This window comes from Betaproteobacteria bacterium (assembly GCA_016720065.1).
Classification (GTDB): domain Bacteria; phylum Pseudomonadota; class Gammaproteobacteria; order Burkholderiales; family Rhodocyclaceae; genus SSSZ01.
Genome location: JADJXY010000002.1, coordinates 2,180,419 through 2,205,190, shown reverse-complemented (window position 1 = coordinate 2,205,190; position 24,772 = coordinate 2,180,419). Strand labels below are relative to the sequence as shown.

The 24,772-nt window shown below is 66.0% G+C and carries 19 protein-coding genes and 1 pseudogene; 13 read left to right on the top strand and 7 right to left on the bottom strand.

Annotated elements, in window-relative coordinates; genetic code table 11:
* The 7 genes and pseudogenes from glgP to IPM73_13435 all read right to left on the bottom strand — a co-directional run bounded on the left by glgP (position 1) and on the right by IPM73_13435 (position 8,322).
* A complete protein-coding gene (gene glgP, locus IPM73_13465; protein MBK8919006.1) occupies positions 1-2,568 on the bottom strand; it encodes an alpha-glucan family phosphorylase in 2,568 nt (855 codons plus the stop codon).
* The gene (locus tag IPM73_13460) at positions 2,565-4,595 is read right to left on the bottom strand and encodes a DUF1926 domain-containing protein (GenBank protein ID MBK8919005.1); all 2,031 of its coding nucleotides are present in this window, start codon (positions 4,593-4,595) and stop codon (positions 2,565-2,567) included. The genes glgP and IPM73_13460 overlap by 4 nt, the downstream gene beginning before the upstream one ends.
* A gap of 1 nt (position 4,596) precedes the next feature.
* Positions 4,597-4,801, bottom strand: a pseudogene (locus IPM73_13455) (hypothetical protein).
* A complete protein-coding gene (locus IPM73_13450; GenBank protein MBK8919004.1) occupies positions 4,746-4,934 on the bottom strand; it encodes a hypothetical protein in 189 nt (62 codons plus the stop codon). Before IPM73_13450 ends, IPM73_13455 begins: the two are co-directional and overlap by 56 nt.
* 205 nt (positions 4,935-5,139) lie before the next feature.
* Positions 5,140-6,363: a glycosyltransferase gene (locus IPM73_13445; GenBank protein ID MBK8919003.1), complete on the bottom strand. Its 1,224-nt coding sequence runs from the start codon at positions 6,361-6,363 to the stop codon at positions 5,140-5,142.
* A gap of 3 nt (positions 6,364-6,366) precedes the next feature.
* Positions 6,367-7,443 (bottom strand): nitroreductase family protein, encoded by a 1,077-nt coding sequence (locus tag IPM73_13440; protein ID MBK8919002.1) that lies wholly within the window; start codon positions 7,441-7,443, stop codon positions 6,367-6,369.
* Between the two features lie 6 nt (positions 7,444-7,449).
* Positions 7,450-8,322 (bottom strand): ThiF family adenylyltransferase, encoded by an 873-nt coding sequence (locus IPM73_13435; GenBank protein ID MBK8919001.1) that lies wholly within the window; start codon positions 8,320-8,322, stop codon positions 7,450-7,452.
* 71 nt (positions 8,323-8,393) lie between these two features.
* On the opposite strand from IPM73_13435, the gene IPM73_13430 reads away from it, so the two are divergent.
* The 13 genes from IPM73_13430 to IPM73_13370 all read left to right on the top strand — a co-directional run bounded on the left by IPM73_13430 (position 8,394) and on the right by IPM73_13370 (position 24,762).
* Entirely contained in the window at positions 8,394-9,629 is a 1,236-nt protein-coding gene (locus tag IPM73_13430) for an ABC transporter permease (protein MBK8919000.1), read from the top strand.
* Between the two features lie 11 nt (positions 9,630-9,640).
* Positions 9,641-10,852: an ABC transporter permease gene (locus IPM73_13425; GenBank protein ID MBK8918999.1), complete on the top strand. Its 1,212-nt coding sequence runs from the start codon at positions 9,641-9,643 to the stop codon at positions 10,850-10,852.
* 107 nt (positions 10,853-10,959) lie between these two features.
* On the top strand, positions 10,960-11,583 hold the full coding sequence (locus IPM73_13420; GenBank protein ID MBK8918998.1) for a polysaccharide biosynthesis/export family protein: 624 nt from the start codon (positions 10,960-10,962) through the stop codon (positions 11,581-11,583).
* 75 nt (positions 11,584-11,658) lie between these two features.
* Positions 11,659-13,218 carry a chain length-determining protein gene (locus tag IPM73_13415; GenBank protein MBK8918997.1) on the top strand — a complete coding sequence of 520 codons (1,560 nt, stop codon included), beginning with the start codon at positions 11,659-11,661 and terminating at the stop codon, positions 13,216-13,218.
* Between the two features lie 3 nt (positions 13,219-13,221).
* Entirely contained in the window at positions 13,222-14,136 is a 915-nt protein-coding gene (locus tag IPM73_13410; GenBank protein MBK8918996.1) for a tyrosine-protein kinase family protein, read from the top strand.
* 124 nt (positions 14,137-14,260) lie between these two features.
* Positions 14,261-15,724, top strand: coding sequence for a TIGR03016 family PEP-CTERM system-associated outer membrane protein (locus IPM73_13405; protein MBK8918995.1), 1,464 nt, complete (start codon positions 14,261-14,263; stop codon positions 15,722-15,724).
* A gap of 6 nt (positions 15,725-15,730) precedes the next feature.
* Entirely contained in the window at positions 15,731-16,843 is a 1,113-nt protein-coding gene (locus IPM73_13400; GenBank protein MBK8918994.1) for an AAA family ATPase, read from the top strand.
* The gene (gene wecB, locus IPM73_13395; GenBank protein ID MBK8918993.1) at positions 16,840-18,015 is read left to right on the top strand and encodes a UDP-N-acetylglucosamine 2-epimerase (non-hydrolyzing); all 1,176 of its coding nucleotides are present in this window, start codon (positions 16,840-16,842) and stop codon (positions 18,013-18,015) included. The genes IPM73_13400 and wecB overlap by 4 nt, the downstream gene beginning before the upstream one ends.
* The gene (locus IPM73_13390) at positions 18,012-18,941 is read left to right on the top strand and encodes a DUF3473 domain-containing protein (GenBank protein ID MBK8918992.1); all 930 of its coding nucleotides are present in this window, start codon (positions 18,012-18,014) and stop codon (positions 18,939-18,941) included. The genes wecB and IPM73_13390 overlap by 4 nt, the downstream gene beginning before the upstream one ends.
* Positions 18,935-19,972 carry a FemAB family PEP-CTERM system-associated protein gene (locus tag IPM73_13385; protein MBK8918991.1) on the top strand — a complete coding sequence of 346 codons (1,038 nt, stop codon included), beginning with the start codon at positions 18,935-18,937 and terminating at the stop codon, positions 19,970-19,972. Before IPM73_13390 ends, IPM73_13385 begins: the two co-directional genes overlap by 7 nt.
* A gap of 78 nt (positions 19,973-20,050) precedes the next feature.
* Positions 20,051-21,628, top strand: a complete 1,578-nt coding sequence (gene xrtA, locus IPM73_13380; GenBank protein MBK8918990.1) for an exosortase A — start codon at positions 20,051-20,053, stop codon at positions 21,626-21,628.
* The gene (locus IPM73_13375) at positions 21,625-22,788 is read left to right on the top strand and encodes a TIGR03088 family PEP-CTERM/XrtA system glycosyltransferase (GenBank protein ID MBK8918989.1); all 1,164 of its coding nucleotides are present in this window, start codon (positions 21,625-21,627) and stop codon (positions 22,786-22,788) included. The genes xrtA and IPM73_13375 overlap by 4 nt, the downstream gene beginning before the upstream one ends.
* Positions 22,789-22,836: 48 nt before the next feature.
* Positions 22,837-24,762: an amidotransferase 1, exosortase A system-associated gene (locus IPM73_13370; GenBank protein ID MBK8918988.1), complete on the top strand. Its 1,926-nt coding sequence runs from the start codon at positions 22,837-22,839 to the stop codon at positions 24,760-24,762.
* Positions 24,763-24,772 lie beyond the last annotated feature (10 nt).

Below are 24,772 nucleotides of genomic sequence, written 5' to 3'. Positions count from 1 at the left end.
TCACAGCCAGGCCATGAGACCCAGTTCGAACTTGTGGGTCAGCAGGGGATGGGAAGGGAAGGCCCGCAGACGGTACTGCAACTTTCCGCACTGCTCCGGTGTGAGGTTCAGGGCAAAGATCTGCTCGCCCTGGTCGTTGGGGCCGACGGGGGCCAGTTCGTAGTGGCGGGCGCGGGAGTGGTAGTGCTCGCTGTCGGGCCGGTCGAAGAGGGCTTCCACCGTGACGTCGGAAGGCGACAGGCCGTCGAGCTGCACCGCTACCTCCAGGCGCAGGGCCTGACCGAAGCGCATGCGCCGCGTGGGGTCGTCCAGGCGGCGCATGCGGACTGCCGGCCAGGCGGCCCGGACGCGGGCCTTCCAGGCGGCCACGTCGCGGGCCGGGGTGTAGCCGTCGGCGGCGTAGCGGCGCCCCTGGCGGGCGGCGGGGGCGTAGAACTTCTGTGCGTATTCGCCCACCATGCGCGCCACGTTGAAGCGCGGCGTGATGCTGGCGATGGAGCGCTTGGCGATGGCCACCCACTCCGGCGAATAGCCCATGGGGCCCGTGCGATAGTAGGCGGGGACCACCTGGTCCTGCAGCAGTTCGTACAGGGTGCGGGCCTCTTCGGCATCGCGCCGGGTTTCGTCCAGGTGGCCCGAGGCGGGCTTGATGGCCCAGCCATTGGGAACGCCGTCCTGCACGTCGTAGCCCTCGCCCCACCAGCCGTCGAGGACCGAGAGGTTGATGGCGCCGTTCATGGCCGCCTTCATGCCGGAGGTGCCGGAGGCTTCCAGGGGGTAGATGGGATTGTTGAGCCACACGTCCACGCCGGCCACCAGGCGGCGCGAGAGGTGCAGGTCGTAGCCTTCCACCAGCAGGATGCGCCCTTCGAACTCCGGCCGGCGGGCCATGTCGGCGATGCTGCGGATGATCTCCTGACCGGGCTGGTCCGCCGGGTGGGCTTTGCCGGCAAAAAGGAAGAGCACGGGCCGCTCCGGGTCGGAGACGATTTCCTCCAGCCAGGCGGGATCCTGGAAGAGGAGGGCCGCCCGCTTGTAGGTGGCGAAGCGGCGGGCGAAGCCGATGGTGAGGACATTGGGCTTGCCCGGGTCGGCCAGGCGGAGCAGGCGATCCAGATGGGCTGGGGAACCCTGGTTGCGGCCGTGCTGCTCGCGGATGCGGGCGCGCACCAGGTGCAGTAACTGGGACTTGAGCAACTGGCGGATGCTCCAGAAGGTCTGGTCCGGGATGCGCTCGACGCCCTCCCAGCAGGTCCCGTCGGTCTGCCGCTGCTGCCAGCCCACGCCCAGGTAGCGGTCGAAGGTCTCGTACCATTCGGTGGCCAGGAAGGTGGGGATATGGACGCCGTTGGTCACGTAGTCCATGGGATTTTCCTCCGGCGCCACCTGGGGCCACAGATGGCCGCAGATGCGGGCCGACACCTCGCCGTGGATGCGGGAAACGCCGTTGTGGTGGCGGGAGCCGCGGATGGCCAGGGCCGTCATGTTGAACTCGCCCTTGCCCGGCTCCATCCCCAGCGCCACGACCTGGTCGCAGGCGATGCCCAGATCCTGGCACCAGCGGCCGAAGTACTCGCGGATCATGGCCTCGGAAAAGTGGTCGTGCCCCGCCGGCACCGGGGTGTGGGTGGTGAAGACCACATTGGCGGCCACGGCCTCCAGGGCGGCGGCGTAGTCCTGGCCGGCCTGCATCAGGCCGCGGATGCGCTCCAGGATGAGGAAGGCGGCATGGCCCTCGTTCACGTGCCACACGGTGGGCTTGAGGCCCACGGCGGCCAGGGCGCGCACGCCGCCCACCCCGAGCAGGATTTCCTGCTCGATGCGCGTGCTGCGGTCGCCGCCGTAGAGACGGTGGGTGATTTCCCGGTCGTGGTCGGAATTTTCCGGCAGCCAGGTGTCGAGCAGGATGAGCCGCACGTGGCCGACCCGGACTTCCCACACCTTGGCCTGCACGGTGCGACCGGGCATGTCGATGGACACCCGCACGTCGCCACCTTCGGCCGTGGTGAGCGGCGTCACGGGCAGGTCGTCGAAGTCGGAATCGCTGTAGGTGGCGTGCTGGCGGCCATCGCCATCCAGGGTCTGGTGGAAGTAGCCCTGGCGGTAGAGCAGCCCGACGCCGACGAAGGGCAGGCCCAGATCGCTGGCCGCCTTGCAGTGGTCGCCGGCCAGGATGCCCAGGCCGCCGGAATAGATGGGCAGGCTTTCGTGAAAGCCGAATTCGGCGCAGAAATAGGCGATCAGATCGTCGTCCCGGAAGGGGCGCGCGTGGGGATGGCTGCCCGCCGGCAGGCCGTGGTAGGTGTCGTAGGCCGACAGGACGCGGTTGAGGGAGCCCAGATAGACCGGATTGTCGGCGGCGGCTTCCAGGCGCTTCTGGTCGGCGCGCTTGAGGAAGGCCTTGGGATTGTGGCCGGTGGCCTGCCACAGGGCGCTGGACAAGCTGGCGAACAGGGCCCGGCTGGGGCGGTCCCAGCTATACCAGAGATTATTGGCCAGTTCCTCCAGGCGTTCGAGGCGGGGCGGGATTTCCGGATTGACTTCGAGTTGATAGCGGGTGCCGGTCATGGACGGAGGGCCTCGACGGTAAGTTGGAGTCGGATGCGGCAATCGTCGCCGGGAATGTTCCAGGCCAGCGCGATTTCAGCCGCCTGCATGATTTTCTCAAAGCCTGCCTCGGATTGGGAAACCGTATGGTGGGGCCGGCCCGTGATGGTCGCCGGCGGATCGCAGGCCAGGCGCAGGGCGCCGCCGAGGACGCCGTCCTCCAGGGTGAGGCCGGAGCTTTCGGCCAGGGCCAGGGCCTGGCCGAAACCGCCGGGGATGCTGCCGTCGGGGGCCACGTAGCGGCCGAGGAAACCGTCGCAGCTGGGCATGGCCAGATTGAGCGCGGTTTCCAGGCGGTGGCCGGCGAGGCCGCTGAGGTGCCAGGTGACGGTGAGGGTGGCGCCTTCGAGGACATAAGCCTTGGCGATGCTGGGGCGGTGGAACGCGAGCGCCTCGACCTCCCCCAAACCGTTCGCCCCGAGCCTGTCGAAGGGCGGTTCATCGCGGGCTTCGACGGGGGTGTAGTCGGTCAGCGGGACGCCATCCAGCCGATCCAGGCAGAGCGCCCGGGGCAAGACATCCGGGACCACATCCTCCGCCCCCACCGGATGCTTGAAGCGCACGATGTCGTGGGCCGAGGCGATGCCGTCGCCCTGGTGGGCCGAGGGGCCGCTGCCGATCTTGGCGTGGTAGTGCTCCGGGTACCTGGCCAGGGTGTCGCCGAAGTTGTGGCAGAGGGCATAGCTGGTGAGTTCGTGGGCCGCCCCCAGGCCATCGTCGCGCAGGACCACTTGCAGGGCCGCGGTGTGGGCCACGGTTTCCCGGTGGCCGTCGTGGTCGAGGTCAGCCGTTGCCCTGGCGGGGCGGGGTGCAAGGGCGTCGAGTGCGCCTTCCAGGGCCGCCAGGTTGTTCCACACCGCCCGGCGCAGATGGGGCAGGTACAGGCCGCCGAACAGGCCGTGCCAGTAGGCGTCGTTGGCCTGGGCGCAGTAGAGGTCGGCAGTGAGTTCCTGCGGCGGGGCAGGCAGGGCGGCGAGGCGCTCGGAAAGCCCCAGCATGCGCTTGTGCATCCAGTTGGCTTCCGGGTAGCGGGTCAGAAAATTGCGCCATATGCCGCCACGCAGGAAGGGCCGGTGCAGGTCGCCGCGCCCCTCGGCCTTTTCCTTGGCCAGCAGGGCGGCGTAGGTGGCGGCGGCGGGCATGGGCAAAGTCCACTCGTTCATCTCGCTGTAGGAGGCGGTGGGCAGATAGACCACGCCGCGGGTCGGGTGCCGCCGATGGAAATCCGCATAAGTGCCGGTGCGCACCCTGGGGCTGGCCAGCACGCCCTCGATGAAGCCCTTGAGCCAGCCGCGGTTGTAGACCCACTCGTAGGTCTCCGGCCAGATGCCGAATTTCTCGATGTCGTCGAAATAGACCGCCGCCGCCTGGCCCTGGTCGGCCAGATGCTCCAGGTAGCCGACCACTTCGTGGGCCGGGGAGAAGGGCAGGCGGTACCGCAACGCTTCCGAAATGGGGAAGAGATCGAGGTGCAGGCCCCCCTCCTCGGTCGTGAAGTAGCCGTCCAGTTCGCTGGCGTCCTTGCCGGTGCAGAAAAAGTGGTAGTCATCCACTGTCACGTAGCGAATGCCGGTCTGCGCCAGGGCGGGCACCACGGCGGATTCCCACACCCGCTCGGTGAGCCAGGCGCCGGTGGGGGACACGCCGGTCCATGCGGCCAGCTTGGCGTTGAGGGTCTTGAGCTGACCCACCCGGTCCCGATGGGGAATGGCGGCCAGCACCGGCTCCGTGTCGCCGGAACTGAACAGTTCCACCTGCCCCCGCCGCACCATGGCTGCCAGCAGCTCCATGTCGTCCGGGTGCCTTTCCCGCAGCCAGTCCAGCAGCCAGCCGGAAAAATGAGCGGCGAAACGGAAATCCGGGTAGGCGAAGAGAGTCTCCAGAAACGGCTTGTAGCAGCGCTGGTGGGCGTCTTCGATGACATCCGGGAAGTTGCCCACGGGCTGGTGGGCATGGACGCCGAGGAGGAGGGTGATCGGTTCGCTCATGTCAGGGAAGATTCTCCAGGTCGTCGAGGTCGCGGAGGCGGCCCGAGGCACGTTTGTTGGTCTTGAGGTCGGCGAGACCGACGAAATGGATTGGCCGGCCGTCGTGGGCGGCCATGGAAAGCCATGGCGTATCCCCCGTCCACGAGGTATTCAACCCTGTTGTCGTTTAGTAATGCGACAAACTCTTTGAAGTCCTTGGACAGCATCGGGATGACTTTCCAGCCAGGCACGGCGCAGCAATTCCACGGCGTCCAACCGTTCGGCAACAGGCTGCGACAGCCAGTATTCGGTATCGCGGGCTTGGTCTTTCAGGGCATGCCGGCGGACGATTTTTTGCATGCATCGATTGTATGCCCTTCGGCCCCCTTGGGGGCACATGGGCAGGGTTTGCGGGAGCTTCCGATGTTTCGCCACCCCTTGGGCAAGCGACGGTTCCCTTGGGAATGTGATGCAATCGGACTGCAAGTTGGGGTTGTGGGGCTCGCGACCCTGTCGTCGGAGCCATGGAAAAGGACCTGGGCGTACTCCGCAGGAAGATTGGGCGTCAATCGCCTACCGGGTTCCTGGTCGCTCTCTGGCCCATTGCCGCTGGCAGCGAGGCCAGAAAGCGTTCTGGCGCCGAGTATTCGCGAAACTGGGCTGCGAGGGTGCGCGCGGCGGCGCGGGGCGGGTCGGTATTGAGGAGGCGTTCGGCGGTGGCGCGCAGGGTCGTGGCGTCCACCCGGTCCGCTCGCAGCAGGGCGCCAGCACCGGTGGCGACGATGGGGGCCATATTGAGGAACTGGTCCAGGTTGGTGGGGATTCCCAGCACGGGGACTCCCGCGGCGAGAGCCTGCTGGCAGGTGGGGCTGCCCCCGTTGCAGACGACCAGCGCGGCGCGGCGGGCCGCTTCGGTGCCCGGCAGATAGTCGGCCAGGAAAAGCTTGGGGGCGGCCGGCAGGCGAGTGGCCTGGCCAGCGCTGGCGGCGATGATGCTCACCGGTAGCGGGGCCAGGGCGTCGATGACGGTGGCCAGCAGGCCGGCGTGACCGGAGCTGCCCGGAGTGGCATAGACGATGGGGCGGTCGGGGGGCAGGGAATCCCACCAGGAGGGTGTGGCGCCCGGGGGCGACCAGAGGATCGGACCGATGAAGCGGTGGTTTTCCGGTGCTCCGACCAGGGGGAAGAGGGCGGGGTGATCGACGTAGAGCACGGTGTCGGCGTCGGTGTAAACACGGCGCAGGTCGAGCCCCAGGGAAGGCAGTCCATGCCGCTGGCGGACGCGGTTGAGGGCCAGGGCGTGGTAGCGGAAGGCGAAGGGCCGCGCCAGATTGAAGAGGACGTCGGCGACGCCTATGGGCAGAAAGCGGGTGAGCGGCAGGGTGGGGACGGTGTAGCGCTGGGTGCCGTAGGGGCTCCAGTAGGCGTTGGTGAGAGTGGTGTAGGGAACGCCGGCCAGCCGGGCACTGACGCTCAGGGAGAGGCGAAAGTCGCCGACCACGACATCAGGTTTGATGTGCTCGATGAGGCGCAGGTCGTCGGCGACGTAGCGTTCCAGGGTGGCGGCGTCGTAAAGCGGGCTGCCCGAGGCGAGCGCGGCGGCGAATTGCCGCGGGGCGATGGACTCCAGGGGCGCGCTGGCGAAGGGGTAGTGGGCGGCAATCCCGGCGTAGGCTTGCGAGCGGGCGATGGTGACCTCGTGCCCGGCTTCGACCGCCGCGCCGGCGAGAACGAGGGGGCGGGCCAGGTGCGCGAGGGTCACGCACTCGGAAAAAAAGAGGATCTTCATGGTTCAGGGGGCGTCGTCGACGAGCAGATCGCGCACTTCGAGGCGGGTCGAACGGCTGCGTGGGGCCGCGCAAACGCCTACCCGGGCGAAGAAGCCCATGGGGTCGCCGGGGGAGGCCCCCGCCAGGGCTTCCAGCTTGGCGGCCAGGGCGCGGGCCTGCTCGTGCAGGCCGGGACTTGCCGAGAAGCGCTGGCCCGCCTGGGCGTACCAGCGAAAGATCACGGGGGTCATCTGCGGCTGGAGATGGAGGCCCTGCTGGGCAGCGGTCAGCCAGATGCGCTGCATGGCCCGGCCCAGGGAGACCCAGTCGGCCAGGGACTGGGGCGGCCGGGCGGGGCTGAGAAGGATGTGGGCGGCGCAGCCCAGGGCGGGCAGCACGTCGAGCTGGACCCGAGGCAGTACGGTCCCCATGAGGTAGCGGTTGAAGAACTCGACCCGTGACCAACTTCCCATGACCCATTGCATGAGCCGGGCGGTGAGGGGATCGACCCCGACGGCCTGTTCCGGGATGCGGTCCTTGCTGTAGCGGGCACCCCACTCGATGATCGATTTATGGACCGGATAGGCCTCGGGGCAGGTGAGGCGGATGCGGGCGTTGTCCCAGAGCAGGCGAGCCACTCGGGCCCGGGCGGCAAAGCCCTCGAAGACGCGCAGTCGGGCGTCCGGCCCCGCGGCGGCGGTGAGGGCGTTACGCTGCGCGGGCGTCAGGGGGGTCGTGCGCATGGGGCGGCGTTGTACGGCACGCTGCTCGACAAAGGGCAGAAGGGGGTGGGGGCCTTCGGCGCTGGCCGCGAAGCGAACCCGGTAGCGGGGCGCGTCGTCCGGCGGTGCCGATTCGATGCTGACCTGCGCGGCGTAGCCGAAGGCCGATGCGGCGATGTGCAAGGTTTCCAGAAGGGCGCCGTGGGCCATGTGGCTGGCGTGGCCCTCGAAGTCGTAGAGGATTTCCTTGCGCGTGTCGTGCCCCAGCACCGTGAGGCTGCCGTCGGCTCCGATGGCGAAGCGCCAGGGTTGCGTGTTGTCGCCGCTGGGGGCCCAGCGGGCCAGATCGAGGATCTTCAGCAGGGTATCGCGGTCCATGCCGGATCAGGCCTTACGGTTCTTGTTGAGCTGCTGTTTGACCAGCGCCCGCATCAGGCGCTGCAAGGGATTGCGGTGCCCCAGGGGCCTCCAGGTGCGGATATAGCGCATGCGGTAGGCGTCGAACTGGCTGCCCCAGGGGGCGAGCCGCACGCCTGGCCGGCCCAGCAGGAGCTTCAGGGTCTCCACTGCGGCGACGCCGGCGCAGAGCTGGCAGGCGGCGATGCACGATGGCCCCTTGCGCGCCGCGAGGTCCACACGGCTCATGTCGGCCACGTAGCCCCTTTGCAGCATGGCGGGCGACAGGCCGACGAGGAATCGGATGGCCATTTCCATCTCGTCGCAGCCCTCGAAGCCGAAGTAATCCTCGTAGGACATGCCGCCGGGCCCGAAGACGAGGAGGGCGGTTCCCAGGCCCAGTGGCGCCGCGGTGACGACGGGAATGCCCTTCTTCTCGCAGGCGGCGAAAGTCTGGCGGCGGGCGGAGAAGGCGAAGAAGTCGAGGCCGTCCACATAGACGTCCACGCCTTCCAGGAAAGCTTCGATATTTTCGGGCTGGATACCATCATGAAAAACCCGGAGGTCCATCTCCGGGTTGATGTCCAGGGCCATTTCGGCCAGGGCTTCCGACTTGGGTCGCCCCAGGGTGCTGACCACGGCCCCCGCCTGGCGATTGAAATTGACGATGTCGAAGGTGTCGAAATCGGCGATGGTGAAGGCGCCGACCCCCAGACGGGCCAGGGTGAGCAGATGGATGCCGCCGACCCCGCCCAGGCCCCCGATGGCAACCCTCTTTTGCTTGAGGCGGGCCTGTTCGGCCTCGGTCACCCAGCCGATATTGCGTGAAAAGGCCTGGTCGTACGAAAACTGGATGTGCATGAGCGGTTCCCCTGAGCGTCGCTTGGTTGCTATCATAGTCCATCTGAATTCCGGAATGGATTCCCCGCCCCATGGACGCGAAAAACCTGCTTGGCGACATGCAGCTTGCAGCGCGCAACGTTCTGCGGCACCGGAGGCGGGCCTTGTTCGCCCTGGTCATCATCGTGGGCGGTATCGTGTCCTTTCTGCTGGCGGGCGGTTTCATCCAGTGGCTGCTCATCAGCATGCGCGAATCGACCATTCATTCCCAATTGGGCCATATCCAGGTGGTGCGCCCCGGGTACTACGAGGTCGGCATTTCGGACCCCTACGCTTTCCTGCTGCCGCCGGGTACGGAGGCGGAGGACGCCGTGCGCAAGGCTCCTGGCGTGGTCGCGGTGACGCCGCGGCTCTCCCTCACCGGCCTGGTGAGCATGGGCGACTCGACCGTGTCCTTCATCGGCGACGGGGTGGATCCTGAGGGGGAAAAGGATCTGAGCACTTCGATCCGCATTGCCCGCGGCGAGAATCTGAGTGCCGACGATCCTCGCGGCATCATCATGGGCGCCGGGCTGGCGGCCAATATCGGTGTCAAGGTGGGCGACAAGCTGGTGTTGATGACGAGCACCGCCAAGGGGGGCATGAATGCCTCCGACGTGACGGTGCGCGGGATATTCATTTCCACCGCCAAGGCCTACGACGACGCGGCCCTGCGGGTGCCCATCGCCCTGGCCCGCAAATTGGTAAAGGTCGATGGATCGACTTCCTGGGTGGTGCTCCTGGACGATACCGCCCGCACTGACGCGACCCTGACGGCCCTCTCGGGGCGCATGGATCCGAAGGAATTCCAGCTCGTCCCCTGGCGCGATCTCGCCGATTTCTACAACAAGACCGTCACCCTGTTCTCCAAGCAGGTTCTGGTGGTCAAGATTCTGATCGCCGCGATCATCGTGCTCAGCATTTCCAACACCATGTCCATGGCGGTCATCGAACGTACCGGGGAGATCGGTACGGCCATGGCCCTGGGGGTGCGTCGGCTTGGGGTCTTGCGCCAGTTCGTCCTCGAAGGTCTGGTCCTCGGCTTCGTGGGCGGCATGACCGGCGCCCTGCTGGGTTGGCTGCTTTCCCTGGCGATATCCGCCGTCGGAATCCCCATGCCACCCCCTCCAGGCATGGACCAGGGCTTCGACGCCGAAATCCTGGTCACTGCCGACCTCGCCTTCGACGCCTGGTTCCTCGCCGTGGTCACGACCCTGCTTGCCAGCCTCTTCCCGGCCTGGAAGGCTTCCCGCATGGTCATCGTCGACGCCCTGCGTCACCAGCGCTGAACGGAACCCCCATGATCGGACTTGCCTTCAGGAACGTGGTGCGGCAAAAGATCCGCACCGGCATGACGCTCGCCGCCATTTCCTTCGGCGTTACGGCGCTCATCCTCGCGGCGGGGTTCATCGAGGACATGTTCGTCCAGTTGGGGGAGGCGATCATCCACTCCCAGACGGGGCATGTGCAGATATTCAAGTCCGGATTTCTGGAGAAGGGGACGCGCTTTCCCGAGCAGTACCTGATCGACGAACCGGAAAAGCTCGCTGCGTCCATCGCCGAGGACCGCGACGTGGTGACGGTGAGCAACCGGCTCTATTTCGCCGGCCTGCTCAATAACGGCAAGCGCGACCTCGCCGTGATCGGCGAGGGGATCGAGGCCGCCAAGGAGGCGCAGCTCGGCAGCTATCTCTCCATCGTGCAGGGGCGCCAGCTTGCCGCCGAAGATACGGAAGGCATCCTGATCGGCCAGGGGGTTGCCCAGGCGCTGGCGGTCAAGCCTGGAGACAAGCTCACCCTGGTGCTGAACGCCGCCGAGGGGGCCATGAATACCCTGGACTTCACCGTGACGGGGGTCTTTCAGAGCTTTTCCAAGGAATTCGACGCCCGCGCCATCCGCATCCCCCTGGCGGCGGCCCAGGAACTCCTGCTGACGTCCGGGGCGAACCAGGTCGTCGTCCTGCTGCACCGCACGGAAGATACCGAAAGGGCTCTGGGAAAGATTTCCACCCGACTCGCGGAGCAGGGCTTCGACGTCAAGAGCTGGCGCACCCTGTCCGATTTTTACGACAAGTCGGTCCAGCTCTACAAGGCGCAATTCGGCGCCCTGCAACTCATCATCCTGCTCATGGTGCTGCTCTCGGTGGTCAATAGCGTCAATATGAGCGTCTTCGAGCGCCAGGCAGAATTCGGCACCATGCGCGCCATCGGCGACAGGTCGGCGCGGGTGTTCAAGCTGATCGTTCTCGAGAGCACCCTGGTCGGGCTGATCGGCGCCGTGCTGGGCATGGCCCTGGGCTGCGCCATGGCGGCGCTCATCTCCTGGATCGGCATCGAGATGCCGCCGCCGCCCAATGCCAATCTCGGTTATGTCGCGAGTGTCCGCCTTTCCGTCACGAATGTGCTGCTGGCCGGCGGGATCGGCTTCGTCGCCACCGCCCTGGCCTCGATATTTCCGGCGGTGCGTGCGTCCCGTCTCGATGTGGTCGATGCCCTGCGTCAGGCGGTGTGATGCGAATTTCGTGAAAAATTCCGCCGGCCTTGCAGCGCCCATGGCCTCGGTAGGGGGATTTCCGCTAGAATGCCGGGGTTTGTTTGCCCAAAAGGTGAGGGGAAGTCATGACGGTTCGACTCAAAAGGATGGCAGGGGCCTGCCTGTTGGCTGCGACGGCAGTTCTCGCGTCGCTCGTTTCCGGTTGTGCGTCCTACCCGCCTGCTCCGGCTGCGGCCGCTTCCGATGACTACAACTACATCATCGGTCCCGGTGACCAGCTGAACATCCAGGTCTGGCGCAATCCGGAATTGTCCATGGGCGTTCCGGTTCGGCCCGATGGAAAGATTTCTGCGCCCCTGGTCGAGGATCTGGTCGCCATGGGCAAGAATCCCACCGCCCTGGCTCGCGACATCGAGAAAGAACTCGGCAAGTTCATTCGCGATCCGGTAGTCACGGTCATCGTGACGGGTTTCGTGGGGCCCTATAGCGAGCAGATTCGCGTCATCGGTCAGGCGGCCAAGCCCCAGATTCTGGCCTACAAGCAGAAGATGACCGTACTGGACGTGATGATTGCAGTCGGCGGTCTCACCGACTTCGCCGACGGCAACAGCGCCAGCATCCTGCGGACCTCGGAAGGCAACAAGCAGTACGGCGTCCGCCTGAAGGATCTGGTTAAAAAGGGCGACGTGTCCGCCAACGTCGAGCTCAAGCCCGGCGACGTGCTGATCATTCCGCAGAGCTGGTTCTGAACCATCCTGCTCGATTTCCGATAGGGCGGGGCATGCTCGGCGTGCCCCCCTGTCCGCGACTACGGCGAAATTCCGATGGATGAAGTCTTACAGCAGGTTCGTGTCCTCCTCAAGGCCAGTTGGCGCCACCGCTGGGTTGGCCTCGCCGTTGCCTGGGTAGTGGGGATAGTCGGGGCCGGTATCGTCTTGCGGGTTCCCGACAAATACGAGGCCAGTGCACGTATCTTTGTGGATACCCAGTCGATCCTGAAGCCCCTGATGTCCGGGTTGGCAGTGCAGCCCAATATCGAGCAGCAGGTCAACATCCTTAGCCGCACCCTCATCAGCCGGCCGAATGTCGAGAAGCTCATTCGCATGGCAGATCTGGACCTTGGTCAGACTTCCAAGGGCAATCAGGATGAGCTGATCGAGAGGATGATGAAGACCCTCCAGATCAAGAGCACCTCGCGGGACAATCTTTACACCCTGGCTTTCCGTGACCCGGAGCCCGAAAAGGCCAAGCGCGTTGTGCAGTCGCTGGTGTCGATCTTCGTCGAGTCGGGCCTGGGTGAGAAGCGCAAGGATTCCGATTCGGCCCGCAAGTTTATCGACGACCAGATTCGCTCCTACGAAAAGAAACTAGAGGAAGCCGAGGGCCGACTGAAGGACTTCAAGCTACGCAACATCGATATCCAGACCGCGGATGGCAAGCTTGGTACGGAGCGACTGGGGGACGTCAGCGCCCAATTGGCCCGTTCCAGGCTGGACTTGCGCGAAGCGGAGAACTCCCGCGATGCGCTCAAGCGGCAAATCGTCGGCGAAGATCCCATACTGCTCCCGGATCATGGCGCCTCCAACGCGGGGGTTTCCATTCCCGAGATCGATGGCCGCATCGATTCTCTCAAGCGCAACCTCGACACGCTTTTGCAACGCTACACCGAGCAGCATCCCGACGTGGCCAATACCCGTCGCCTCATCAAGGAACTCGAGGAGCAGAAGACTCAGGAGGCAGCGACGCGCAAGAAGGCTGCGGCCTCGAATCCAGCATCTGCCGTGAGTAACAACCCCGTCTATCAACAACTCAAGATTTCCCTGGCCGAAGCCGAAGCCAACGTGGCGTCCTTGCGCACCCGGGTAGCGGAGTACGAGGGCCGGTACAAGCATCTTGTCGAGCGCATGAAAACCATGCCGGAAATCGAGGCGGAGTATGCCGCCCTGAATCGCGACTACGATGTTCAGAAGAAGAATTACGATGCCCTGCTCGCACGCCGTGAATCGGCCAGCATGACGGGCGACCTGGAATCGGTGGCCGGGCTGGCGGATTTTCGCCTCATCGATCCGCCCACGGTGTCCAAAACGCCAGTGGCGCCCAATCGCATGCTGCTCCTGCCCATCGGTCTCATCGCGGCTCTGGGCGCCGGCATAGCGGCGGCGGTCCTGATGAGCCAGTTACGTCCGGTGTTCGTGGATGGGAAATCCCTGCGCGAAACGACGGGTCTTCCCTTGCTGGGCACGATCTCGATGGTCTCCGATGCGGATATGGCCAAGCGTGACAAGCAAGGGCTGCGACGCTTCATCGCCGGGGTGGTCGCCTTGTTTGCCAGTTACGGAGCGGGCCTTACTGCGCTCTTTCTTCTGGCGCCCCGCGGAGGCTGATTCATGGATCTGATCGAACAGGCCGCCCGGCGGCTCGAGCAACTGCGCCAAGCCGGAGTCGAGGTTCCCGCCGATGCGGGGGAGGTTCTGCCCCAGGGCACGGCTCAGCACGCCAGAGCGTCGGCCGAGGCTGCGCAGCCGGCTGCCCCGGCGGCGCCTGCGAAACCGGCGGTCCAGTCCCGGCGCATCGAGCTCGACCTCGATGCCTTGGCCAAGTCTCACATCCTTGGGCCCCATACGCCCCGTTCCCAGGCGGCGGACGAATACCGGGTCATCAAGCGTCCCTTGATCGACAATGCCATGGGCAAGGGTGCTGCCCCCATCGAGAATGGCAATCTCATCATGGTGACCAGCGCCCTGCCGGGCGAGGGGAAGAGTTTCACTGCGATCAATCTCGCCATGAGCATCGCCATGGAACTCGATAACACGGTGATGCTGGTCGATGCAGACGTGGCGCGGCCGTCGGTGCTCAACATGCTTGGCTTGCCGCCTGCCAAGGGGTTGCTCGACGTGCTGGCGGAAAAATCCGTCGACCTGTCCCAGGTGCTGCTGCGCACCAATGTCGAGAAACTCACCCTGCTGCCGGCGGGCACGCAGCATCCGAGGGCGACAGAGCTCCTGGCCAGCGATGCCATGACCAATCTCCTGGAAGACATGGGGAGTCGCTACTCCGACCGGATCATCATTTTCGATTCGCCGCCGCTCCTGCTCACCACCGAATCCCGCGTCCTGGCGACCCATATGGGGCAGGTGCTCATGGTCGTGCAGGCCGAGCGCACCCTGCAGGCCGACGTCAAACAAGCCCTCAGTACCATCGACGCGTGTCCTGTACGCATGGTCGTGCTCAACAAGACCCGTGGCCCTCAGGCCGAAGGGTATGGCTATGGATATGGCTATGGGTACGGCTACGGTGCATAGAAGGCGCGTGCATCGCGACGAAGCTCGGCGCAGTGCGGACGGATTCTTCCTTCGTCCTTTGCTTTCGGTAATTCTCGTGGGGGCGGGTCTGGGTTCCCCGCCGCTTGCCGCGCAGCAATCGGCCGTGGGGCCGAAACCGGCCTGGGTGATCGTGCCGCGTATTTCGCTCACCGAAACCTTGACCGACAACGGGCGCCTGAGCGCGTCACGGGGCGCCTCCGGGAGCGAGCAGATCACGCAGATCACCCCGGGGATTCGCATCCAGGGCGAATCGGCGCGGCTCAAGGGTTATCTCGATTACGGACTCAGCCAGATCTACTACGCGCAGCATTCGAGCGCCAACAAAACCCAGAATTCCCTCAACGCCTTCGGCACCCTGGAAGCCGTCGAGGACTGGCTGTTTCTCGACGCCGGCGGCAATATTTCCCAGGCCAGCATTTCGGCCTTCGGCACCCAGTCGTCGTCGAATGCCAGCATCAACGCGAACAGTACCGAGACGTCCTCCTTCCGGCTCTCTCCCTACACCCGGGGGCGTCTTTCCGACTTTGCCGAATACCTGGTGCGCTATACCCGCTCGACGACGCGTTCCGATGGCAGTACCTCGACCAACACCGACAGCAATCAATGGAGCGCCAATCTGCACGGAGGGGTCGGGTTCGGTGGCCTGAGTTGGTCCCTCGACGCCCTGCGCCAGGATGTCCAGCGCAGCACCGGGCGCAATAACGAATCCGAGCGGCTTTTTGGCAACCTTTACTGGGAGCCGGATCGCCAGTGGCGCTTCCGCGTCTCGGCCGGCCGCGAGACCAACAACTTCACCAGCCCCGACGGGGAAACCCGAACCACCCACGGCTACGGGCTCGATTGGCGTCCCACCGACCGGACCAATGTTTCGGCTTTCCGGGAACGCCGTTTCTTCGGTGATGGGCACAGCTTCACCATGACCCACCGGACGCCGCGTTCTTCCTGGCGCTTCAGCGATACCAAGGACGTCAGCGCCATGCATCAGTCGGGGTCCACAGTCGTCGGAACGATTTACGACCTGTTTCTGGCGCTGATTCCTCCCGAAATCACGGACCCCCAGGTACGCGCAGCGCTGGCGGAAGCGTATATCCAAAGACTGGGCCTATCTCCGGATCAGCGGGTGTTTTCCGACTTTCTTTCCTCCCAGGCCACGCTTTCCCGGCGCCAGGATCTGAGCTTTGCCCTCATCGGGGGCAACAACACGGTGACCTTCACCGCTTCGCAAAGCCGCAGGCAGTCGCTGGTCGATCAGTCCCTCGCGCTTCTCGATCTCAATCTGTCCCTGGCCCGCAACATCGAACAGCGCGGCCTGAACGTCAATTGGTCGCACAAGCTCTCGCCGCTTTCTTCGCTGTCAGCCGGGGTTTCGGCCTCGACCACCAGCGGTCAGAACGGGACCGCGGGCAATGTCCGCTCCACGCAAAAGTCGCTGAACGTGACTTACTCCACAAAGCTCGGCGCCCATACCAGTGCATCATTGGGCCTGCGCCGGACCGAGTTCGACAGCGACACCGCCAACAATTACTCGGAAAACTCGGTCACGGGCGCCATTTCCGCCCACTTCTGAGAAAACATGTACGAGTCATATTACGGGCTGGCGAACAAACCGTTCCAGCTCAACCCCGATCCGTCCTTCTATTTCGGCAGCAAGCAGCATCGCCGGGCGACCGCGTATCTCGAATACGGGATGCACCAGAACGAAGGGTTCATCGTCATCACCGGCGAGGTCGGTGCGGGCAAGACGACCATCGTGCGCGGCCTGCTCGACAGCCTCGATCAGAGCAAGGTCGTCGCCGCCCACCTGGTCAGCACCCAACTCGATGCCGACGATACCTTGCGCCTGGTGGCGGCGGCCTTCGGTGTGCGCACCAAGGACATTTCCAAATCCGACATCCTGATGGCCCTGGAAGCCTTCCTGGTCACCATTACCGGCAAGGGCAAGCGCTGCCTGCTCATCGTCGATGAGGCGCAGAACCTCACGCCCCGGGCGGTCGAGGAATTGCGCATGCTGTCCAATTTCCAGTTCGGCAACCATGCCCTGTTGCAGAGCTTCCTGGTCGGCCAGCCGGAGTTTCGCGAGATTCTCCAGAGCCCCCACATGCAGCAGTTGCGCCAGCGGGTCATCGCCTCGTGCCACATCGGGCCGCTCGACGAGGAAGAGACCCAGGGCTACATCGAACACCGCCTGAAATGCGCGGGTTCCAAGGGTAGCCCCGCCTTCGACGCCCGCGCCTACGAGGCCGTCCACAAGGCCAGTGGTGGCATTCCCCGGCGCATCAACGGACTGTGCGACCGTCTCCTGCTGTTCGGCTTCCTGAGCGGAAAGAAATCCTTTACCGCCGACGACGTCCTCGAGGTGGCCAAGGAAATCTACGAGGAAACCGGTGCTCCCATCGTACCGGGGAGCGCCGTGCCCGCCACGGGGGTCCGCCTCGCCGCGCCGGTGGCGCCGACTTCCGGCGTCGAGCTGGACATCTCCCGCCTCGAACTCGACCTCGCCGCGGCCGAGGAGGCCGCCAATGCGCTGGCCGGCCTGCGCAAGGGTCACGTCAGCGAGCGCATCACGCGGCTGGAGCAGAGTCTGCTGCGGCTGGAGCGTATCAATTCGGCCACCCTGGCCCTGTTGCAGCAATTGGTCGCTGCAGCCGCGAACCAGAAGGCTCCTCAAGGAAACAACAAGAAATGAACGCGACTTCCTGGCCTGTCGGCCTCGGTCCGGTGCTGTGCATCGTCGGTGCCCGGCCGAATTTCATGAAAATGGCGCCCATCCTGCGGGCTTTTGCCGAGCACCAGCCGCCTATTCCGACCGTGCTCGTCCACACCGGGCAGCATTACGACAAGGATATGAGCGACAAGCTCTTCGAGGATCTCTGCCTGCCCCGGCCCGGCATCAACCTGGAAGTGGGTTCCGGCAGCCACGCGGTACAGACCGCCGAGGTCATGAAGCGCTTCGAGCCTCTGCTCGACGACTTCCGACCCTCGGCCGTGCTCGTGGTGGGCGACGTCAATTCAACCCTGGCGTGCAGTCTCGTCGCCGTCAAGCGCGGCGTACCCACCGTGCATGTGGAAGCAGGTCTGCGCAGTTTCGACCGGGCCATGCCGGAAGAAATCAACCGCATCCTCACCGACCAGATCGCCGATCGCCTCTACACCACCGAGCGGGACGCAGCGCCCAATCTGGAGCGCGAGGGCATCCCGGCCGAGCGAGTCCGCTTCGTCGGCAACGTCATGATCGACTCCCTGCTCTTCCACCGGGAAAAGGCCAAGCGGCCCCAGGACATCCTGGCCGCCGCGGGCGTCGATCCGGCCATCCTGGCGGGCGCGCGGGGCTACGGGCTCATCACCCTGCACCGGCCGTCCAATGTGGACAGTCCCGAGACCCTGGGGCCGCTGCTCACCACCCTGCGCACCATTTCCGACACCATCCCGCTCATATTCGCCCTGCACCCCAGAACCCGCGCCAATATCGAGCGTTTTGGCCTGGGCGATGTGGTGGCGACGCCGCGCATGATTCTGCTGCCGCCCCAGGGCTACCTGGAAATGATCGGTCTCATGTCCTCGTCCCTGGTCGTCATCACCGATTCAGGCGGGCTGCAGGAGGAAACGACGGCTCTGGGCGTACCCTGCCTGACGGTGCGGGAAAATACCGAGCGCCCCATCACCATCGACGAGGGCACCAATACCCTGGTGGGCTGCGATCCCGCCGCCATCCTGGCCGCGACGGAAAGCGTTCTGGCCACCGGCGGCAAGCGGGGTCGGGTGCCGGAGTTCTGGGACGGCCAGGCCGCCCGCCGCATTGCCGAGGATATCGCCTGCTGGCTTCTGGCTAGGACCGCCGCTGCCCAGGGGGCGCAGTGAGCGCTCGGCTGCCGGTCAATGCCCTCACGGTCGACGTCGAGGACTACTTCCAGGTCTCTGCCTTCGCGCCGCGCATCGCGCGCTCCGAGTGGACGACGCGGGAATGCCGGGTGGAGCGCAACGTAGACCGTCTCCTCGAACTCTTCGCCCGCCATGCGGCCCGCGCGACTTTTTTCACCCTGGGCTGGGTCGCCGAGCGCTACCCGGGACTGGTGCGCGATATTGTCGCCGCGGGGCACGAGTTGGCCAGCCACGGCTACGGTCACGAGCGGGCCCACGACCAGACCCCGGAAGCCTTCCTGGCGGACGTCCGGCTGGCCAAGGTGATCCTGGAAGACCTCTCCGGCGAGGAGGTCAAGGGCTATCGCGCCCCCAGCTTTTCCATCGGGCTGCGCAATCCCTGGGCCTTCGACATTCTCGAACGGACCGGGCACCGCTACAGTTCCAGCGTCTATCCCGTGCGCCACGATCACTACGGCATGCCCGATGCTCCCCGTTTCGCCCACCGCGTCGGGGGGGTGGTGGAAATTCCGCCCACCACGGTCCGTCTGGGGGGACGCAACTGGCCGGCGAGTGGCGGCGGCTACTTCCGACTGCTGCCCTACGCCGTGTCCCGCCGCCTGCTGCGCGCCGTCAATCAGGGCGAAGCCCGCTCCGCCGTGTTTTACATGCACCCCTGGGAAATCGATCCCGGTCAGCCCCGGGTCGAGGGCATCGCCCTCAAGAGCCGCTTCCGGCATTACGTCAATATCGGCCGCACCGAGGCCCGTCTCGCCCGGCTGCTGCAGGATTTTTCCTGGGGCCGCATGGACGAGGTCTTCGCCGCCGAACTGGCCAGCCCCCAAAGCCTGGAGGCCATGCGCTACGACGCCACGGCGCCGGCGGATGATCAGGCCCTGACCTCGCAGCAAGCCAGACCATGCTGACCTGCGGCCAACTGAACCTCGGCGACGCGCAAGCGGCCGCGAGGTGGGACGGGTTCGTGCGGGCCTGCCCCCAGGCGACCTTCTTCCATCTTTCCGCCTGGCAGGACATCACGGCGCGGGTCTTCCGCCACCCGACCCATTTTCTCTACGCGGAACGGGACGGCGCCATCGTCGCCGTTCTGCCCCTGGCCCATGTCAAGAGCGCCCTGTTCGGCAATGGCCTGACGTCGCTGCCCTTCGCCGTCTATGGCGGCATCGCGACGGTGGACGTCGAAGCGGCGGCGCTCCTCGAAGAGCAGGCCAGGGCTCTTGCCCTCCGCCTGGGGGTCGAGCATCTGGAATTCCGCAACCTGTGTGCCCGCCACACCGACTGGCCGCGCCAGGATCTTTATGTCACCTTCCGCAAGACGATTTCGGACGACGACGAAGCCAATATGCTGGCCATCCCGCGCAAGCAGCGCGCCATGGTGCGCAAGGGGATCAAGAACGGGCTCTTGAGCGCCATCGATGCCGATGTCGATCGTTTTTTTGCCCTCTACGCCGACAATGTGCACCGGCACGGCACGCCGGCCCTGTCCAAGCGCTATTTCCAGGCCCTACGGGAACACTTTGGCGACGACTGCGAAGTCCTCATCGTCACGACCCCGGAAGGCAAGCCCCTGAGCGGGGTGCTCAGCTTTTACTTCCGCGACGAGGTACTGCCCTACTACGCGGGAGATGATCTCCTGGCGCGGGACTTGGCGGCCAACGACTTCAAGTATTGGGAACTGATGCGCCACGCGGCGTCCCGCGGGGCCCGCCTGTTCGATTTCGGGCGCAGCAAGCGGGATACCGGACCCTACGCCTTCAAGAAGAACTGGGGCTTCGAGCCCCAGCCCCTGTCCTACGAATACTGCCTCTTCAAGCGGGACGGGATTCCCCAGAACAATCCGGCCAACGCCAAATACCGCCTGTTCATCGAAGCCTGGCGCCGCCTGCCCCTGGGTTTCGCCAACTGGCTCGGGCCCCATATCGTCCGCAACCTGGGGTGACATGGCCTCCGTCCGCGCCGACATGCACCAGAACGATCGCCCGTTTCCCCTGGGGAAGAGCCCCTGCGGAGTGAAGCCGTGACGCCCGATTCGGCTCCCTTGCCGTCCGTGGCCCGTCGCGAATGGCGGGCCACCGGCCTGGCGCTCCTCCTTGTGGGCGCCGCGATCCTCCTCCTGTACGGTACAAGTTTTACCTCCATGGTGGCCATCTGGGCCCGGTCGGAAACCTTTACCCACGGATTCGTCGTTCCCCTCATCAGCGCCTGGCTGGTCTGGCGCGCCCGCCAGCGCATCGCTCCCCTGGCGCCGGAGCCGGCTCCGGCCTGGACCCTGGCGCTGCTTCCGGTGGGCCTCCTGTGGCTCTTGGGGGAACTCGCCTCGGCCAATGCCCTGGTCCAGTTGGCGGCAGTGCTCACCCTCATCCTCGCCTTTCTCGCCCTGCTCGGCCCCCGCCTGGCCTGGCGCCTTGCCTTTCCCCTGGCTTTCCTGCTCTTTGCCGTTCCGGTGGGCGAATTCGCCATGCCGCGGCTCATGGACTGGACGGCGGATTTCGCCGTGGCGGGGCTGCGGTTTACGGGGGTTCCGGTCTACCGGGAAGGCCTGAGTTTCGTCATTCCCTCCGGCCACTGGTCGGTGGTCGAAGCGTGCAGCGGGGTGCGCTATCTGCTCGCCTCGACCATGGTGGGGACGCTCTTCGCCTACCTCAATTTCCGCGCGCCCTGGCGCCGGCTGGCCTTCATGGCGCTCTCCGTCGTCGTGCCCATCGTCGCCAACTGGGCGCGGGCCTACATGATCGTCATGCTCGGCCATCTTTCCGGGAACCGCTTGGCGGTCGGCGTCGATCACCTGGTTTACGGCTGGGTCTTCTTCGGCCTCGTCATCCTCCTCCTGTTCTGGATCGGCGCCCGCTGGGCCGAGAGGGCCGAACCCGACGGCGCGCTGCCCGAAGCCCCGGAAACCCCCTGGGTGCCCCGGTTCTCCTCCCGCCGGCTCGGCGCCGTCATCGCCCTGCTGATCGCCTTTGCGGCCTTGCCCCCCGCGTTCATGGCCTGGGTCGAACACAGCGAGGCACGGGCCGCAGAGGTGCCGCCTCCGGACTTCGCCCGCATCCCCTGGGGCGCCTGGCAGGCCGCCTCGGCCCCGACCGCCTTCGTCCCCGCCTATCAGAAGGCTTCCGCCACAGGCCGGGTCCACCTGACCCGGGACGGGGCCGGAGTCGACGTTTTCGTCGCCTACTACCGCCAGCAGACTCCCGAGAGAAAACTCATCACCTCGACCAATACGGTGGTGCGCGCCGATGATCCGCAGTGGACCGTCATCGCCACCTCGCGTCAGGCCGTGCCGCTGGCCGGGCGCGTCCTGGAGCTTCCCGTCCTCCAGCTCGCGCCCAAGGCCGCGGCAGTGGGAACCGACGCCCGACGGCGGACCATCTGGCGCTGGTATTGGGTCGATGGCGCCCTTTGTACGAGCGAGGTCGAAGCCCGCCTGCGCACCGTCTGGTCGCGGCTTCTGGGTCGCGGAGATGCCGCGGCGGTCATCGTGATTTCAAGCGAAAGCGCCGGCGGCGCAGCGCCTGCCACCGTCCTCGAGCGCTTCGCCGCAGAAGCGGCGCCTGCCCTGCATGCCCTGCTCGACGGTGAGGGGGCGCCCCGGTGACGGCAGCCGATACCCGGCCCCTCATCATCCACGTCGTCTACCGCTTCGCCACCGGCGGGCTGGAAAACGGGGTGGTCAATCTCATCAATCGCCTGCCCCGGGGCGCTTACCGCCACCTGGTCGTCGCCCTGACCGAAGTGACCGATTTTCGCCAGCGGATCACCGCTGACGACGTCCGTTTCCTGGCCCTCGACAAGCCGCCGGGGCACGCCTTCCATCTCTACCCGCGCCTTTTCCGCCTTTTCCGTGCCGAGCGGCCGGCCATCGTCCATACCCGCAACCTGGGGGCGCTGGAAGCCGCGCTGCCCGCCTGGGCCGCCGGCGTGCCGGTGCGCGTGCACAGTGAGCACGGCCGTGACGTGGGCGACCTGGACGGTTCGAGCCGTAAAGGCCACTGGATTCGCCGCCTGTACAGCCCGTTTGTGACGTATTACCTCGCCCTGTCCCGCGATCTCGAACACTATCTCGTGCATCGGGTCGGCATATCTGGGCGCAGGGTGGGACAAATCTACAACGGAGTCGATGCGGAGCGTTTTGCGCCCGCTGCCACACGGCAGGCCATTACCGGCTGCCCCTTCGGTCCCGGCCACTGGCTCGTGGGCACCGTCGGCCGCATGCAGGAGGTCAAGGACCAGACCAACCTGGCCCGGGCCTTCGTCCTCGCCCTGCAAACCCGTCCCGAGCTGGCCGACCGCCTGCGCCTGGTCATGATCGGCGACGGCCCCCTGCGCGCCCGTTCCCTCGCCATTCTGGAGGAGGCGGGAGTCGCCCATCTGGCCTGGCTCCCGGGGGAGCGGGCAGATATTCCCGATATCCTGCGGGGCCTGGATCTCTTCGTCCTGCCTTCCCTGGCCGAAGGCGTTTCCAATACCATCCTGGAGGCCATGGCGTCCGGCCTGCCGGTCGTCGCCACGGCGGTGGGCGGCAACGGCGAACTCGTCTTGCCGAACGCCACCGGCGAGCTGGTCCCAGCGGCCGACGCTCCGGCCCTGGCTGCGGCCATCGTCGCCCGTGCCCTGGCGCCCGAAGCGACGCGCCACATGGGTCTGGCCGGCCGCCAGGAAGTCGAGCGGCGTTTTTCCATCGGTGCGATGATCGCCGCCTACGACCGTCTCTACGGCGGGCTCATCGCCGGCCGTAGCCTCTCCACGGTCCGCTGAGCCTGGTGCCGGCGACCCAACCCTGACCAACAGAGACTGAACGACACCATGTGCGGCATTACCGGAATTTTCGATACGCGGGGCAAGCGGGCCATCGATCCCGCCGTATTGCACCGCATGAACGAAACCCAGTTCCACCGCGGCCCCGACGAAGGCGGAACCCATGTGGAACCCGGCGTCGGCCTTGGCCACCGGCGCCTGTCCATCATCGACCTGTCCACCGGGCAGCAGCCGCTCTACAACGAGGACGGCAGCGTCTGCGTCGTCTTCAACGGTGAAATCTACAACTACCAGGAACTGATCCCCGAGTTGCAGGCCCTGGGGCACGTCTTCCACACCCGCAGCGATACCGAAGTCATCGTGCACGCCTGGGAGGCCTGGGGCGAATCCTGCGTCGACCGCTTTCGCGGCATGTTCGCCTTCGCCCTGTGGGATCGCAACCGCGACACCCTCTTCCTGGTGCGCGACCGCCTGGGGGTGAAGCCCCTCTACTACGCCCTGCTCGACGACGGCATGCTGCTCTTCGGCTCCGAGCTGAAAACCCTCCTGGCTCACGGCGGCCTGCGGCGCGACATCGACCCCGCCGCCATCGAAGAGTATTTCGCCCTGGGCTACGTCGCCGAACCGCGTACCGTCTTTCGCCAGGCCAAGAAACTCTGCCCCGGACATGCTCTTCTGGTGCGGCGCGGCATGGCGCTTCCCGAACCGCGGGAATACTGGGATCTGCGCTTCCAGGCCGGCCCCCGGCCCAGCGAGGAAGAAGCCCGGGAAGAACTCCTGCGCCGCCTCAAGGAATCGGTCCGCCTGCGCATGGTTTCGGAAGTGCCCCTGGGCGCCTTCCTCTCCGGCGGCGTCGATTCCAGCGCGGTGGTCGCCGCCATGGCCGGTCTTTCCGGCGATCCAGTCAATACCTGCTCCATCGCCTTCTCCGACCCGGCCTTCAACGAGGCCGAATTCGCCCGCATGGTGGCCGACCGCTACCACACCAACCACCACGTCGACCTGGTCGAGAGCGACGATTTCGACCTCATCGACACCCTGGCCCGGCTCTACGACGAGCCCTACGCCGACAGTTCCGCCATCCCCACCTATCGCGTCTGCCAGTTGGCCCGCCGTCACGTCACGGTGGCCCTTTCCGGCGACGGGGGCGACGAGAGCTTCGGCGGCTATCGTCGCTACCGCCTGCACCTCATGGAAGAACGCATGCGCAGCCTGCTGCCCCTGGGGGTGCGCAAGCCGGTCTTCGGCCTTTTGGGCAAGGTCTATCCCAAGGCCGACTGGGCGCCCCGCGTCTTCCGCGCCAAGACCACCTTCGAAGCGCTGGCCCGCACCTCGGCCCAGGCCTACTTCCACTCGGTTTCCATCCTGCGCGACCCCATGCGGCGCCAGCTCTTTTCGCCCCGCCTCAGGGCCGATCTGGGCGGCTACAACGCCTATGAAGTCTTTGCACGTCACGCCGGGCGGGTGCAGACCGACGACCCCCTGGCCCTCATCCAGTACCTGGACATCAAGACCTATCTGGTGGGCGACATCAACACCAAGGTGGACCGGGCCTCGATGGCTCATTCCCTGGAGGTGCGGGAGCCCCTCATGGACCACCCCCTGGTCGAGTGGTTGGCCACCCTGCCGCCCGACCTGAAGATCCGCGGCAACGAGGGCAAGTGGCTGTTCAAGAAATCCCTGGAACCGCAGCTTCCCGAGGCCGTGCTCTATCGTCCCAAGATGGGCTTTGCCGTGCCCCTGGCGCGCTGGTTCCGCGGGCCGCTCAAGCAGCGGGTGCGGGACGCCCTCCTGGGCAGCACCCTGGCCGACACCGGGCTCTTCAACCGCAACACTCTCGAACACCTGGTCAGCGCCCACGACAGCGGCGTGCGCGATTACTCCAGCGCCATCTGGACGACGCTCATGTTCGAAGCCTTCCTGCGCAACGTCCTCGCGGAGGATCAGCCGCGCAAGCTGGAGATTGCCGCGTGATCGCCGCCGA